Here is a 15,300-nt window from a genome sequence, read left to right as displayed (position 1 = left end):
TTAATTTGAAATACACACGAAATGGCTACTAAAAAAACAGCAATTACAAAAGATAAAATAGTTTCTATGTACATGGATCACGTACTAGAACACAGCGAAAAACCTAAATCAGTATACAATTTCACCAAAACTAACGGTTTCACCGAAACGGAATTTTATGCGTTTTTTGGAACTATTGAAAGTATTGAGAAAGAAATTTTTAGAATGTTCGTCGAAAAAACAATCGAACTTTTGCACAAAAACAGTGAATATGAGACGTACGACATGAAAAGCAAAATGTTGAGTTTCTATTTTACCTTCTTCGAAATTTTAACAGCTAATCGCAGTTATGTTGTTTTGGTTTTAAAGGAGCACAACAATCAACTGAAAAAATTAAGTTTACTAGCTGGTTTGCGTGAGCGCTTTAAAGAGTACTTGACAGAAGTGATTGAAGATGATTTTAGAACACAGCAAGAGCGCTTTCAAAATTTTCAAGAAAAAGCATTTCAAGAAACTTCATGGATTCAGTTGTTACTTACACTTAAATTCTGGTTAGATGATGCTTCACCCGCTTTTGAAAAAACAGATATTTATATCGAAAAATCAGTAAAAGCAACTTTTGAATTAATGAACATTGCTCCTATTGATAGCCTAATTGACTTTGGAAAATTCATTTTCAAAGAAAAAATATACAAAAAATAATGAAAACGATAGACTATATACCTACTTCAAAAATTGAAAGAGCATCAAAATTAGTGCAAACAGGCGCTAAAATTGGTGTGAATTATTTGAAGTACTACGGCGAAAAAATGGTCAACTCCGATTTGACTCGCGATAAATTAAACGAGGACAATGCTGAGGATATTTACGACGGATTAAAAAGCTTGAAAGGAAGTGCCTTGAAAGTAGCTCAAATGCTAAGTATGGACAAGAATTTCTTGCCTCAAGCTTATGTTGAGAAATTTTCGTTGTCTCAATTTTCGGTTCCGCCTTTATCTGCGCCATTGGTTTTAAAAACATTTAAAAATAATTTTGGTAAAACACCAACTGAAATTTTTGATGATTTTAATGCTAATTCGGTAAATGCTGCGAGTATTGGCCAAGTTCACGTGGCACACAAGGACGGGAAAAAATTAGCCGTGAAAATTCAATATCCTGGTGTTGCGAACAGTATTTCCTCTGACTTAGCGATGGTAAAACCAATTGCGATCCGCATGTTTAACCTTCAAGGAAAAGACTCTGATAAGTATTTCAAGGAAGTCGAAGACAAATTAATCGAAGAAACGAATTATCTACTAGAGTTAGAACAAAGTACCGAAGTAGTTAATGCTTGTTCTAAAATTGACAACTTGGTTTTCCCTAGTTATTACCCGGAATTTTCATCAGAAAAAATCATCACAATGGATTGGATGACAGGCAAACACTTGTCTGAATTCACTAAAATCAATACTGATCAAGAGGCTGCAGATAAAATAGGTCAAGCCCTTTGGGACTTTTACATGTACCAAATTCACGTGCTCAAGAAAGTACATGCCGATCCGCATCCTGGGAACTTTTTAGTAGATAGCAACAATAACTTAGTTGCACTTGATTTTGGTTGTATGAAAAAAATTCCAATGGACTTTTACATTCCTTACTTCGAACTCATCGACAAAAAAGTAATCAATGATGCCGCCTTATTTCACAATAAGTTATTAGAATTAGAAATTCTACGTCAAGACGATACTAAAGAAGAAATGGCTTATTTCACAAGTATGTTTCACGACTTATTATCATTGTTTACCAAGCCATTTCAGGAAAAAACATTCGACTTCTCAGACGAGAAATTCTTTCAAAGTATTGGCGAATTAGGAGAGCGTTTTTCAAAAGACACAAATCTCAAGAAAATGAATGGCAGCAGAGGTTCGAAACATTTTATTTATATGAACAGAACGTTCTTTGGTTTGTACAACTTGATGTTTGATTTGAAAGCCAAGATTGTAGTAAACGAATTTGAGAAATACACCTAGTGAAAAAAGAACATTTACCCACCAAAATGTGTTTGGTATGCGATAGGCCTTTTGCTTGGCGCAAAAAATGGGAAAAAGTTTGGGATGAAGTAAAATATTGTAGCGAAAAATGCAGAAGAAACAAAAAGGTCTAGTTTGGTTTAGAAACGATTTACGTGTTCATGATAATGAATCGCTTCATCTTGCAATTAAAGAAAACGAAGCGGTTGTGGCCGTTTACTGCTTTGATCCGAGACATTTTGCGAAAACAAAATACGGCTTCAAAAAGACAGAGAAGTTTAGATCGCAATTTTTAATTGAATCAGTTGCCAACCTTCGTAAAAATCTCAAAGAAGTGCACATTCCTTTGTTTGTGTATTTCCAAGAACCTGAAAATGTTGTGCCCGTCCTGATTGAAAACCAAAAGATAACAAAAGTTTATTATCAGGAAGAATGGACAACTGAAGAGCTGGCTGTAGCCAATGCTTTAAAAGCAAAAACTCCTGAAAACGTACAATACAAAGCCACCTACGGACAGTTTTTGTTTCATCCAAATGCAATTCCGTTTACTGTTGAATCGATTCCGAATGTATTTACGCAATTCAGAAATCAATGCGAAAAGAAAGCAAAAGTAAGTGCAGAATTTAAATTAGGTTCACTTTCAGCTGCTAATTACCAAGAAACGAATACGACGCTACCAACTTTACAAGAGCTAGGATTTGAAGCTTTTGAAAAAGATATGCGAACTGCATTTCCGTTTAAAGGTGGAGAGCAAGAAGCGTTACGCCGAATGGAAAATTACTTTTGGAATACTGAAAAACTAAGTTCTTACAAACTCACGCGCAACGGACTAGTTGGTACCGATTACAGTTCAAAATTTTCACCTTGGCTAGCTAATGGTTGTATTTCGGCAAAAAGAATTTATTGGGAAGTGGCTCAATATGAAAGAGAAGTAGAGAAAAACGAATCGACTTATTGGTTGCTTTTTGAGCTGATTTGGCGTGATTATTTCAAATACATTTCACTTCAAAATGGTACTACCATTTTTAAAATTGGAGGCATTTTGGAACGCGATTACGAATGGAAAAACAACAAATACGCCATCAACAAATGGATTAACGGCACTACCGAAGAACCTTTTGTAAATGCCAATATGATCGAATTACAGCAAACGGGATGGATGAGTAACCGAGGCCGACAAAACGTAGCTTCTTATTTTGCTAAAGAAATGTTGATGGATTGGCGCATTGGCGCTGCCTATTTTGAAGCCATGCTACTAGATTATGACGTACACTCTAACTATGGTAATTGGATGTACGTATCTGGCGTAGGCAACGATCCTCGAAACCGAAAATTCAACATCAAATTGCAAGCAAGCAATTACGATGGACAATCGAAGTTTCAAAACTTGTGGTTACAACAACAATTATTCTAAAAAAACATGACGACCAACAAACCAAAGATTAATGTAGTATGGCTCAAAAGAGACCTTCGTTTGCAAGATAACGAAGCGATTTTTAACGCCACAAGAACTGCTATTCCTACTTTGTTGCTGTACGTTTTTGAAAAATCGCTAGAGCAAGACGCACATTATAGCAGCAGACACTGGAACTTTATCAAACAGTCTATCGTTGACCTGAATATACAGCTAGCCCCTTGCAATACCAAAATTTTAGCCGTTTCATCTGAGGTGATTCACGTATTTAATATTCTTGAAGAAAGCTATAAGATCAATGCCGTATTCTCACACCAAGAAACTGGGCTTCGCATTACATACGAGCGCGACAAGGCATTCAAACGCTTTTGTAAAAACAACTTTATCACTTGGACAGAAAATATAAATAATGGCATTTTTAGAGCGTTAAAAGACCGTAGCAATTGGGTACAAAAATGGGAAGATTACATGAATCAACCACAATGCCAATTTGATTTTACACCATCAAAATACCTCAATTTAGAGGAGATTGCGGCTCTTGAAACCTCTTTAGACGTACAAGATTTAGAAACCCTACCGGATGCTATTTTCCAAAAAGGAGGATCAACTATGGGTTGGAAATACATGAATAGTTTTTTAAATGATCGCTATCACAATTATAGTGCGCACATTTCAAAACCTACTTTGGCTCGCAAAAGCTGCAGTCGTTTGTCGCCGTACATTGCGTGGGGTAATTTGTCCTCGAGACAAGTCTTGCAAAAAGCAGCGACCTTTCGATTGACTTGTAATAATCCAAAGCAAATCGATTCGTTTGTATCGCGTTTGACCTGGCAAGCGCATTTCATACAAAAATTTGAAATGGAAGACATCATGGAATTTGAAAGTGTGAACAAAGGCTTTCATTCTTTACAGAAAAAAGTAAACCAAAACTATATTGAAGCCTGGAAAACGGGTCAAACAGGTTTCCCGCTAATTGATGCGTGCATGCGATGCTTGAACGAAACGGGGTATCTAAACTTTAGAATGCGTGCCATGTTGGTATCGTTTTTTACCCATAATTTATGGCAACCTTGGCAGGAAGCCACACAGCATTTGTCACAAAAATTTTTAGATTTTGAACCTGGTATTCACTTTCCACAATTACAAATGCAAGCGGGTGAAACAGGAATTAATATGTTGCGTATTTACAACCCAATTAAAAACAGTTATGCGCACGACCCGCAAGGAGAATTTATTAAAAAATGGGTACCTGAATTAAGCAATTTGCCAACCAATTTTGTACATGAACCAAATAAAATGACCTATTTGGATCAAAAATTTAATGATTTTGAAGTTGGCGTTCATTACCCAAAACCCATAGTCAATATGGAACGTACCCGAAAGTTTGCAAGTGACTTTTTGTGGAAAATGAAAAAAAATCCGCTTGTAAAGGAAGAAAGCAACCGAATCCTGCGCCTCCACACCATGGCCGATATTGGTGATTCAGATGCCTAACATATTTTAGAAACCATTTACGAATATAATAACCGTTGACCGTGACTACAAAAAGAGAATTAACCGATCTTGAAAAAGACAGAATCATAGAGATGGCCTGGGAAGACCGTACTACTTTTGATGCGATCCTAAGACAATTTGGGCTTAAGGAACAAGAAGTGATTAACTTGATGCGTGCCGAAATGAAACCCTCAAGTTTCAGAATGTGGCGTGAGCGTGTACAAGGGCGCAAAACCAAACATGAAAAACTGCGCGAGTTCAGAGAAGGTCGCTTTAAATGCAGTATGCAAAGACAGATAAACAACAATAAGATTTCCAAACGATAAGCTCAAGAGCAGCAACTTATTTAATAACTGATTGAACAAAACACATGAAAAACATCGTAATCATTGGTGGCAGTAAAGGAATTGGAAGCGCCATTTTGTTGCAACAACTAGAGACAAATATAGTGTACAACATCAGCAGAAATGCACCTGAAATCACGCATCCCAACTTAAAACATTTTTCAGTAGATGTTTTGCAAGACGCACTTCCTGATCTGGAAGCTGTTGATACCTTAATTTATTGTCCGGGATCAATTAACTTGAAACCAATTGGCAGTTTGAGCATTGACGATTTCAGAAACGATTTCGAAATCAACGTGATTGGCGCTGTAAAAGCCATTCAAAAATACTTACCTATTTTACGCAAAGGGACAAATCCTTCTATCGTACTTTTTAGCACGGTAGCAGCAAAACTCGGAATGCCGTTTCACGCTAGTATCGCTACAGCAAAAGCTGGAATTGAAGGTTTAGTAAAATCACTTGGTGCTGAATTGGCATCAGTAATTCGCATCAATGCAATTGCACCAACAATTACCGAAACTACGCTTGCGGCAGGCATTTTGCGCAACGATCGCATGAAAGAAAACATGATCGAAAGACACCCAATGAAAGGGTATTTGAAACCAACAGAAGTAGCCAATATGGCCCATTTTTTAATATCAGATCAAGCAAAATCTATTTCAGGACAAATTTTTGAAATGGATTATGGCATTGTCTCTTTTAAAATCTAATACAATAAATTACATATATAGAAAACCGAAACCCATGATCAAAGAAATGAAAAGTTACGAGAAAATCGAACAATACGACACCGAAATTACTTCAGCATTAGCGGACAACTATAAAACCATAATTGACAATTTAGGTGAAGATGTGACTCGTGAAGGACTTGAAAAAACACCAGAGCGCGTGGCTAAAGCCATGCAATATTTGACTCACGGGTACGGATTGGATCCTTTAGAAATACTTAAATCAGCTATGTTTACTGAGGATCACCAGCAAATGATCGTTGTAAAAGATATCGAAGTGTACTCTATGTGCGAGCACCACATGTTACCGTTTTTTGGAAAAGCGCACGTGGCTTACATTCCAAACGGAAAAATTGTAGGTTTAAGTAAAATACCACGCGTAGTAGATGCATTTGCACGCAGAATGCAGGTACAAGAGCGTTTAACTGACCAAATTAAAAACTGTATTCAAGATGCTTTAAATCCGCTAGGTGTAGCCGTAGTAATTGAGGCACAGCACATGTGTATGCAAATGCGCGGGATTCAAAAACAAAATTCGGTTACTACAACCTCTTCTTTTACAGGTGCTTTTACAAAAGACAAAACAAGAAAAGAATTTATTAGCCTAGTTTCGAATAAATTAAGCTAACTTTATGTAGGTAATCCAACATTAATAATTGCCACGAAGGCGCAACAATACAAAGTCATACTCTCCTATTTTAGATTGTCACCTTTGCCATTGTTGCGCTTTTTGGTTTAAAACAGAGTTGCTATGAAAATTCTACTAACAGGAGCTACGGGATATATTGGCAAGCGACTTTTACCGATTTTGGTAAGTAATGGGCATGAGGTAGTTTGCTGCGTTCGGGACAAAAACCGATTTTACTGCCCTATCGATTTACAAGATAAAGTTCAAGTAGTTGAAGTAGATTTTCTTGATGAAGATTCATTAATAGCTATCCCTAAAGATATTGATGCTGCCTATTACCTCATCCATTCGATGTCTGGTTCAGCCTCTAATTTTGATGATTTAGAAAGCTTGTCTGCACATAATTTTGTCGAATATTTGAATACCTCACAAGTAAAACATGTTATTTATTTAAGCGGAATCGTAAATGACAGTGCACTCTCTAAACATTTATCATCACGACTTAATGTCGAAGAAATTTTAAGATCTGCCAATTTTGCAACCACTACCCTACGCGCCGGAATTATTGTAGGTTCAGGCAGTGCCTCTTTTGATATCATTCGGGATTTGGTAAATAAATTACCTGTAATGATTACTCCAAAATGGCTCAACACCCGTTGCCAACCGATTGCGATTCCTGATGTTTTAGATTTTTTATACAAATCCTTATGCAATCCGTTGACTTACAACCAAAGTTTTGATATCGGCGGACCCGATGTACTTACTTATAAAGAAATGCTTTTAGGGTTTGCCAAAGCTAAAAACTTGAAAAGATACATTTATACCGTTCCGGTGATGACTCCTAAATTATCATCGTATTGGTTGTATTTTGTAACGTCAACTTCGTACCGCTTGGCATCGGCATTAGTGAGCAGTATGAAGGTAGAAGTTGTGTGCCAGGATAATCGAATAAATGATTTATTGGGCGTACAACCCATGACCTATCAACAAGGTTTGTCACGCGCATTGATAAAAGTAGATGAAGATCAAGTGGCATCGAGTTGGAAAGATTCGTTAGTAAGCGGTCGCTTCAACCGTAATCTGTCACCGTATTTAAAAGTCCCGAAGAAAGATTGTTATATTGATCGACGTAAAATGGAAATTATTGATCGTGATTTCACCATTCGCCGCATTTGGTCAATTGGTGGCGAAACGGGCTGGTATTACGGCGACTGGCTCTGGGATTTACGCGGATTTATTGATAAACTATACGGCGGTGTTGGCTCACGTCGCGGACGCACCAACCGACATGACATACACGCAGGCGATGCTCTGGATTTTTGGCGTGTTTTGTACGCTAATAAACAAGAAGGAAAGTTGATTTTGTTTGCCGAAATGAAACTACCTGGCGAAGCTTGGCTCGAGTTTAAAATTATCAATAATACCTTGTACCAATCGGCTACGTTTAGACCGCGCGGCATTTGGGGCAAATTGTATTGGTACTCCGTTTTGCCTTTTCACGGATTTATTTTTAAAGGAATGCTCGAAAAATTAATTCGATAATTCCAATTCCCGTTAATTTCAAAAATGATCATGAATAAAAAGGCTCGAAACGAATTTCGAGCCTTTGCTTTTTTTTTGATATAAAAATGATTTTGGTCTATTTTAAAATACCCGCTTTGTAGGTCGCAATAGCGCGATCGCGGGCCATGGCGTGCTCCACCATTGGTTTTCCGTAACCTAAATTGAATTCTTTAATCCAAGTACGGATGTAAGCTCCTTTCTCATCGAATTTCTTCTGCTGAATATCCGGATTAAAAACTCTGAAATAAGGCGCTGCATCGCAACCTGTTCCTGCTGCCCATTGCCAATTGCCAACATTGGCTGACATGTCATAATCCAACAGTTTTTGAGCAAAATAGGCTTCGCCCCATTGCCATTCAATCAACAAATGCTTGCATAAAAAACTCGCTACCACCATACGCACGCGGTTGTGCATGTAACCAGTTTCGTTCAGCTGACGCATGCCTGCATCAACCATAGGATAGCCTGTTTTTCCTTCGCACCAGCGCTTAAAATCGTCTTCATTGTTACGCCATTGAATGCCGTCATACGCCGACTTAAAATTTTTATTAGCCACTTTAGGAAAGCTGAATAAAATTTGCATGAAAAACTCACGCCAAATTAACTCACTCAAAAAGACATCGTTTTTATGAAAAGCCCAATTGACCAATTTGCGTACACTTACTGTTCCGAAACGCAAATGTGGCGACAAGTACGAAGTTTTGTCCATTGCCGGAAAATCGCGTGTGTCGTGATAATTGGCTATAAACTTTAAATTATGCGGTTTTACTTTGATTGGACTTGGTTCAAAACCAATTGCTGAAAGTGTTAAAATTTCTCCCTGATGCGGGTACAACTTACTAAAATGTGCTGCCGTATCCCACTCTTGAACAGGCGCTAATGTTTTGTACTTTTCTAACCATTTGTTTTTAAATGGCGTGTACACTGTGTACGGCAAACCATCTGCTTTTACGATTTCTTTTTCTTCAAAAATAACTTGGTCTTTAAATGGAGAAACGCTAACTCCACGCCCTTGCAACAAAGTAGTAATTTGGGCATCGCGTTGCAGTGCATAAGGTTCGTAATCTTTGTTATAAAAAACTTCTTTCACATCAAACTCTTCCAAAAGCGATTCCCAAACATTGGTAATTGCTCCGTGGCAAACACACAACCCACTAGAATGCTGCTGTAATTGGGCATGCATTTGCTGCAGATTTTCATATATGAAACCCACTCGAGCATCGTTTTTTGGGAGTTTACTCAAAATGGATTCGTCAAAAATAAATATGGGAAGCACCGGATAATCCGACTGTAAGGCCTGGTACAAACCTACATTATCTTCAAGGCGTAAATCACGACGAAACCAAAAAATAGAAACAGCTGCTTTGCTCATTACTTCGAATTAAAAAGTTCGTCTACTTTTTGTACGCGGTATTCAAATATGGATTTCAATTTGTTTTTTACCACCAAAGCATTCATGATACGACCAATAAAACCAAGCGGCAATCCGTAATGAACAACATCAGTCATTTTAGTTCCGGTGGCGGTAGCTTCAAAAAAATGTTTGTGATGCCAAAAACTGTACGGACCAAATTTTTGCTCATCGATGAAATAACTATTTTCTTTTACTGCAGTAATTAAAGTCATCCAAGAAAGTGTTACCCCAAAAAGTGGTGTGACTTTATATTGAATAATTTGTCCGGGATACATTGATTTTTGATCAAAATCAGTGATTTGGAATCCCATGTCTTGAGGTGTTATTTTTTGAAGGTTTTTTGGATTTGAAAAAAAAGCCCAACATTCCTCTACCGTTGCATTGATGTGCTGAACGGTTTCTTGTTTGTATATTTTCATGGTATTTTATTTAGGGTATTTAGCAGCGGGCCGCGTGAGGGACAGTAGTGGAGCTCTTTTTTAGAGCCCTTTTTTTGGGCGATAAAAAAAGCGGGAACGGATTGCCCGACCCCGCTGTAACGCTAGTGAAAGCGGGGTCACGCCCCAAAAAACTTTACATTTTATAATATTTGAATGGTACGAAAAGCATTCCAAAACATTCTCCATCCTCTTTACCAAGGTGTTTATGGTGTACTTTATGTGCCTTACGAAGACCAATTAAGTATTTGTTGTTGGTGTGCTTGAACCACTTGAAACGCTGGTGAATTAACACATCATGAATCAAGAAATAACACAATCCGTAAAACATAATTCCAAGGCCGATAAAAAATTTGTAATTCAAGCCGCCCTCTACTCCGTAGTAAAATAAGGCGATGCTTGGCGCTGCAAAAATGACAAAAAAGATGTCGTTCCGCTCAAAGATATTGGCATATTTAGGTTGGTGATGATCGGCGTGGAAATACCACATAGAACCGTGCATCACGTATTTGTGTGTGCACCAAGTTATGCCTTCCATGGTCAGAAAAGTACCCAAAAAAATCAAAAAAAAGATCATTTTATTATAGATTTAAGTGAAAATTAAAGGAATGAATTAAACTAGTTTTAGCTTGTACGATACAAAAGATTTGGCCAAAAGACCTGCTTTGGTGTAATTAGAAACGCGAATACGGGCGCTTCCTATTTCGTGACAAGGTGTGTTCTCTAATTTTTTGAGTAGTTTGCGGTAGTACACATACGCCGTGTACACGCCAAACTTTGCTTCCATAGGTAGTTTTACAATACCTTCGTAGGCTACTCTAAAATCTTCTTCAATTTCGTTGATGATGGCTGTTTTGGCATTTTCATCGAATGAATTCAAGTCGACACCCGGGAAATAATTGCGGTTGAGTACTAAGTTATCATCTTTCAAATCGCGTAAAAAGTTTACTTTTTGAAAAGCTGATCCCAAACGCATGGCCTCGTCTTTGAGTTGCTCGTAACGTGCATTATCGCCAGCCACAAAAACTTTAAGACACATAAGCCCTACCACATCGGCCGAGCCATAAATATAGGCATCGTACTCTTCTTTGCTGTGATAATCGGATTTTATAAGATCTAATTTCATGCTTCGTAAGAAGGCCTGAATTAAATCGTCACCAATATTGTACTCTTTCACTGTTTGTTGGAACGAGTTCAAAATCGGGTTTAAACTAATACCCCGATCGTAGGCTTTGTAATACTCGTCTTCAAATTCGGTGATTAAAGTTTCTTTGTCGAAACCGTGAAAAGTGTCGACAATTTCGTCAGCAAAACGTACAAAACCGTAAATACTGTAAATTGCCTCGCGAATAGTTGGCGATAACATATACACCGCGAGTGAGAAAGATGTACTGTAATTTTTAGTAACTAACTTACTGCATTTAAAAGAGACATCGTCAAATAATTGCTTCATATTATTGTTCTGAAAATTGCTTATTAATTAATTCCGACACTAATTTTCCAGAAATCAGTGCAGGCGGTACTCCAGGTCCAGGAACGGTTAATTGTCCTGTGAAATATAAATTCTTTACTTTTTTGCTCTTTAGTTTTGGTCTTAAAAATGCGGTTTGCAATAAGGTATTGGCCATACCGTAAGCGTTCCCCTTGTACGAGTTGTACTCGGACACAAAATCATTTTTACAAAAAGATTCTTTAAATATAATATTATTTTTGACACTTTGCTGTGTTAAAGTTTCGAAACGGCTGATAATTTTTTCGAAGTACTCTTCACGCAATGCCTCGGTATCATTGATTCCAGGCGCTAATGGCACAAGGAAAAACCCAGATTCCATTCCTTCAGGAGCTGCAGTTGCATCAGTAACCGATGGAAAATTGGCGTAAAACAATGGTTCTTTTGGCCACTGTGGCTCATCATAAATGTCTTTGGCGTGTTGGTAAAAATCAACATCAAAAAACAAAGCATGATGCGAAATGTTATCTAATTTTCTGTCAAAACCTACATAAAACAACAAGGACGATGGTGCAAAAACACGAGAGTCCCAATATTTTTCAGAATAAGCGCGGTGCTCTTGGTCGAGTAAAGTTTCGGTATGATGGTAATCGGCACCGCTCAAAATCAAATCAGAAGCGACTATCTTTCCGTTTACTTGAATGGCAACCGCCGTTTTATTTTCGACAATGATTTTTTCAATATTTGCATTGGTTACAAATTGAACACCAAGTTCAGTTGCCAAGTTTTCCATGGCGCGCACCACATCGTGCATACCTGTTTTTGGATGCCAAGTTCCTAAACCAAAATCGGCGTAGTTCATAAAACTGTAAAAAGAAGGCGTGTCCGAAGGTTTTGCTCCAAGGAATAAAACAGGAAATTCTAAAATTTGAATCAAACGTTCGTTCTTGAATTTCTTGCGTACATCTTTGCTAATGTTAGAGAAAAACTCTCCTACTTTTAACGCCGTTTCAACAGTAATTAACTCAAGTGGCGAAACACCTGGGCGATAAACCAAATCCTTGATAGCAATATCATAATTGCTTTTGGCGTGACCCATAAAAGCTTGCAACTTGGCGCCACTTCCTTTTTCAATGGCCTCAAAAGCCGCAACAATTTCCGGGAGGTTATCTGCAATGGCTATAAAATCATCAATACCGTAATACACGCGGTAGGCTGGCGACAATTTAACTAGCTCATAATAGTCGGTTGTTTTTTTGCCAAAATCAGCAAAAAAGCGTTCAAAAACATCAGGCATCCAGTACCAACTTGGTCCCATATCAAAGGTAAAACCTTCGCGTACTAAGCGACGTGCGCGACCGCCAACAGCGCTGTTTTTTTCATAAACGGTAACTTGGTGACCGCTCTTAGCTAAATAAGCCGAAGCCGCTAAAGCAGAGAAACCCGATCCTATAATGGTAATATTTTTTACTTTCTTCATTTGTTTAGCAAATATACAAAATCTTTAAACAATTATTTTTAAATCCAATCGACTAATTCCGTGATAGAATTAAAAATGTTTATGCGCTCGGCTAGCTTTTCTCTATCGATGTGTTCGACCATTCGACCAATAAGCCAAAGCTCAGTTGTATCATCTAATAGTTGATCCGACATTTGCTGTACGTATTCGTCTAGGATACCTTTTTCAGGTTGAACCGTCATGTAAGAAACATATACGATTGAATCAAAATGTTTTTTAAGATCTCGTAGGTTTTCTATCGGCATGCTTTCGCCCAGATAGATGGTTTTGTAACCGTGTAAAAGTACTTCGTAGTTCAAATACATCAATCCCAATTCGTGAATTTCATTCAATGGCAATGACAGTACAAAAACTTTATCGGTCTTGGTTTGTTTTAAAATTTGCAATTTCTCAGTGTTGATGAGCAATTTTTGTTTGATCAAATAACTGATAAAGTGCTCGTGTGCTGGTGTAATGGTATCGGATTGCCATAATAATCCCAACTCATTCATTAACGGAATGAATACTTGATGGAAAATTTCTTTAAACGACTTTTCGGCGATTAACCAATTGTAGGTATTAAAAAAAAGTTCTTGATCAAAGTTCATCATTGCCATTTTAAACTCACTTATGGCGTGACTTTTGGCTGTTTTATTTGATATAATTTCGCGAACCAAAGACGGGATTTTCTCCTGTGGATAGGTAGCGATTTTAGATATTTTATAACCGTAATCGTGTAGTAATGTGATATTTAAAAGCTTTTGTAAACTCGGCAAATCATACAAACGAATGTTAGTATCGGTACGCATGGGCTGCAGAATATCGTAGCGTTTTTCCCAAATTCGTATCGTATGCGCTTTGATTCCTGAAAGGTTTTCAAGATCCTTGATACTGAATACATTTTTTACATTGTTCATCGTTTCTGAAAATTTATTGAACAAATGTAAAATAAATTTAGATATAAAACGACCTAAACCGTTGTAAAAACGCTATTTTTCTTTAAAATCGACTTTTTGATAACTGTTTAACAAATCTAAGTGTAAGATTGTCTTAGAGTTTGATTCATTTCGGGTGTACATCGAATCGAATTTAGCGCCATAAACCACTTCATCAAAAGTATAGGAAGTTCGTGTAGCCACTGTATTGCTAAACATATCGTCAAAAGCAGTCAGGTGAACAATAAACTCTCCATTGATGGAAGCAAAATCTTGGTTTGAAAGACCATACAACGGGCTTTCAGGAGTTATAGGGTGTACGAGTGTCCAACTCAAACTAAGTACATTTATGCGATCGAGTTCTAAATCTAAAGCAAAAAAGCGATTGGTCATGGCACCATTTTCGTTATCACTCCTGCGCATCGTAATTCTTGCGAAAGCATCGGTCAAGTCGGTATTTTTAAAAGGAGTCAATCGTAGCATTAAAGCCGTTCCCTCGCGGTAAGGCGAAATCAGGGCATTATCTGAAAATTTGATAAAAGCAGTAGGTTTACTAAAACGCCCAAAAAACAATCCGGTAGCAATGGCAAAACTGAGTAATCCTATTAAGGCCTCGGCGGCAGAAAGCGCACTGGCTAAAAAACCAACTGGACTTATATGCCCGTAGCCCACAGTGGTAAAGGTTTGCGCACTAAAAAAGTAAGCCTGCCCAAACTTACCCAATTCGGTGCCCGAAGGATCGATACCATTTAAATGTTCAATACCGATAGAAAAATATAAAAGCGCAAAAATGAAATTCATCCCTATGTAAAACAGCAATAGCGTCAATAAAAAACGCCACTGAGGCATGGCAATCATAGTGTGGTACCAACTTATACGACGCAGTAAAAACATGCCTCGTTTTTCTACATTGGCGCTGCCGTCTTTATTGATTAATCGGCCGCCGTAGTTGCTGGCATTGGTTCCAAAACCTGTATTTTCTTGTGATTTCCCTGCTGTGTTCATTTGTGCTTGGATTTAAAATTCAAAAATAAAACTATTATGGCAACGTAGCACTATTAATTCGATGAAGATGATTGTTTGGTTTCACAAGGTTCTCGATACACTTAGTTTTACATTGTATTGCAAACCAAGCACTCGAACTGACGAACTCTCCATACACAAATTTGTCATTCCGACAACGGAGGAATCCAAACCAATCGCTCAACAGACAAAGATGCTTCGTTCCTCAGCATGACAAAGCAACGCGGAAAAAACAATAAAACTGACGAGTTCTCGATACACTTTGTTCTCCATTACATTTCAAACAAAGCACTCGAACTGACGAACTCTCGATACACTTTGTTCTCCATTACATTTCAAACAAAGCACTCGAACTGACGAACTCTCGATACACTTTGTTCTCCA

General features: G+C 37.7%; 16 protein-coding genes. 9 read left to right on the top strand and 7 right to left on the bottom strand.

From position 1 onward, the window contains the following. Nucleotides 1-21 precede the first annotated feature (21 nt). From G9Q29_RS10895 to G9Q29_RS10855, 9 genes are all read left to right on the top strand, one after another. Complete coding sequence (locus G9Q29_RS10895; protein WP_166137093.1) at nt 22-681, top strand: TetR family transcriptional regulator C-terminal domain-containing protein; 660 nt, start codon at nt 22-24, stop codon at nt 679-681. Further along, the gene (locus G9Q29_RS10890) at nt 681-1,988 is read left to right on the top strand and encodes an ABC1 kinase family protein (protein WP_166137090.1); all 1,308 of its coding nucleotides are present in this window, start codon (nt 681-683) and stop codon (nt 1,986-1,988) included. Before G9Q29_RS10895 ends, G9Q29_RS10890 begins: the two co-directional genes overlap by 1 nt. Continuing rightward, on the top strand, nt 1,988-2,122 hold the full coding sequence (locus G9Q29_RS10885; protein ID WP_166137087.1) for a DUF2256 domain-containing protein: 135 nt from the start codon (nt 1,988-1,990) through the stop codon (nt 2,120-2,122). The genes G9Q29_RS10890 and G9Q29_RS10885 overlap by 1 nt, the downstream gene beginning before the upstream one ends. Then, nucleotides 2,098-3,402 carry a DASH family cryptochrome gene (locus tag G9Q29_RS10880; RefSeq protein WP_166137084.1) on the top strand — a complete coding sequence of 435 codons (1,305 nt, stop codon included), beginning with the start codon at nt 2,098-2,100 and terminating at the stop codon, nt 3,400-3,402. Before G9Q29_RS10885 ends, G9Q29_RS10880 begins: the two co-directional genes overlap by 25 nt. Before the next feature lie 6 nt (nt 3,403-3,408). After that, nucleotides 3,409-4,896 (top strand): cryptochrome/deoxyribodipyrimidine photo-lyase family protein, encoded by a 1,488-nt coding sequence (locus G9Q29_RS10875; RefSeq protein WP_166137081.1) that lies wholly within the window; start codon nt 3,409-3,411, stop codon nt 4,894-4,896. A gap of 41 nt (nt 4,897-4,937) precedes the next feature. Beyond that, complete coding sequence (locus tag G9Q29_RS10870) at nt 4,938-5,222, top strand: TIGR03643 family protein (RefSeq protein WP_166137078.1); 285 nt, start codon at nt 4,938-4,940, stop codon at nt 5,220-5,222. A 44-nt stretch (nt 5,223-5,266) separates the two neighbouring features. After that, nucleotides 5,267-5,950: an SDR family NAD(P)-dependent oxidoreductase gene (locus G9Q29_RS10865; RefSeq protein ID WP_166137075.1), complete on the top strand. Its 684-nt coding sequence runs from the start codon at nt 5,267-5,269 to the stop codon at nt 5,948-5,950. A gap of 34 nt (nt 5,951-5,984) precedes the next feature. Continuing rightward, complete coding sequence (gene folE / locus G9Q29_RS10860) at nt 5,985-6,596, top strand: GTP cyclohydrolase I FolE (RefSeq protein ID WP_225872928.1); 612 nt, start codon at nt 5,985-5,987, stop codon at nt 6,594-6,596. A gap of 123 nt (nt 6,597-6,719) precedes the next feature. After that, nucleotides 6,720-8,138 carry an SDR family oxidoreductase gene (locus G9Q29_RS10855; RefSeq protein WP_166137072.1) on the top strand — a complete coding sequence of 473 codons (1,419 nt, stop codon included), beginning with the start codon at nt 6,720-6,722 and terminating at the stop codon, nt 8,136-8,138. 97 nt (nt 8,139-8,235) lie between these two features. On the opposite strand, the gene G9Q29_RS10850 is transcribed toward G9Q29_RS10855, so the two are convergent. The 7 genes from G9Q29_RS10850 to G9Q29_RS10820 form a co-directional block, all read right to left on the bottom strand. Beyond that, complete coding sequence (locus tag G9Q29_RS10850) at nt 8,236-9,531, bottom strand: cryptochrome/photolyase family protein (protein ID WP_166137069.1); 1,296 nt, start codon at nt 9,529-9,531, stop codon at nt 8,236-8,238. Further along, complete coding sequence (locus G9Q29_RS10845; RefSeq protein WP_166137066.1) at nt 9,531-9,992, bottom strand: SRPBCC family protein; 462 nt, start codon at nt 9,990-9,992, stop codon at nt 9,531-9,533. Before G9Q29_RS10845 ends, G9Q29_RS10850 begins: the two co-directional genes overlap by 1 nt. Nucleotides 9,993-10,146: 154 nt before the next feature. Further along, entirely contained in the window at nt 10,147-10,587 is a 441-nt protein-coding gene (locus G9Q29_RS10840) for a sterol desaturase family protein (RefSeq protein ID WP_166137063.1), read from the bottom strand. Between the two features lie 36 nt (nt 10,588-10,623). Continuing rightward, entirely contained in the window at nt 10,624-11,463 is an 840-nt protein-coding gene (locus G9Q29_RS10835; protein ID WP_166137061.1) for a phytoene/squalene synthase family protein, read from the bottom strand. Between the two features lies 1 nt (nt 11,464). After that, entirely contained in the window at nt 11,465-12,940 is a 1,476-nt protein-coding gene (locus G9Q29_RS10830; RefSeq protein WP_166137058.1) for a phytoene desaturase family protein, read from the bottom strand. 38 nt (nt 12,941-12,978) lie between these two features. Next, the gene (locus tag G9Q29_RS10825; RefSeq protein WP_166137056.1) at nt 12,979-13,875 is read right to left on the bottom strand and encodes a MerR family transcriptional regulator; all 897 of its coding nucleotides are present in this window, start codon (nt 13,873-13,875) and stop codon (nt 12,979-12,981) included. Nucleotides 13,876-13,947: 72 nt separating this feature from the next. Continuing rightward, nucleotides 13,948-14,898 (bottom strand): ion channel, encoded by a 951-nt coding sequence (locus G9Q29_RS10820; RefSeq protein ID WP_166137053.1) that lies wholly within the window; start codon nt 14,896-14,898, stop codon nt 13,948-13,950. Between the last annotated feature and the right edge of the window lie 402 nt (nt 14,899-15,300).

Source organism: Flavobacterium turcicum, from assembly GCF_011365745.1.
GTDB lineage: Bacteria > Bacteroidota > Bacteroidia > Flavobacteriales > Flavobacteriaceae > Flavobacterium > Flavobacterium turcicum.
Note: the sequence above shows the minus strand (reverse complement) of the source record. Positions and strands in the feature narration are given on the sequence as shown.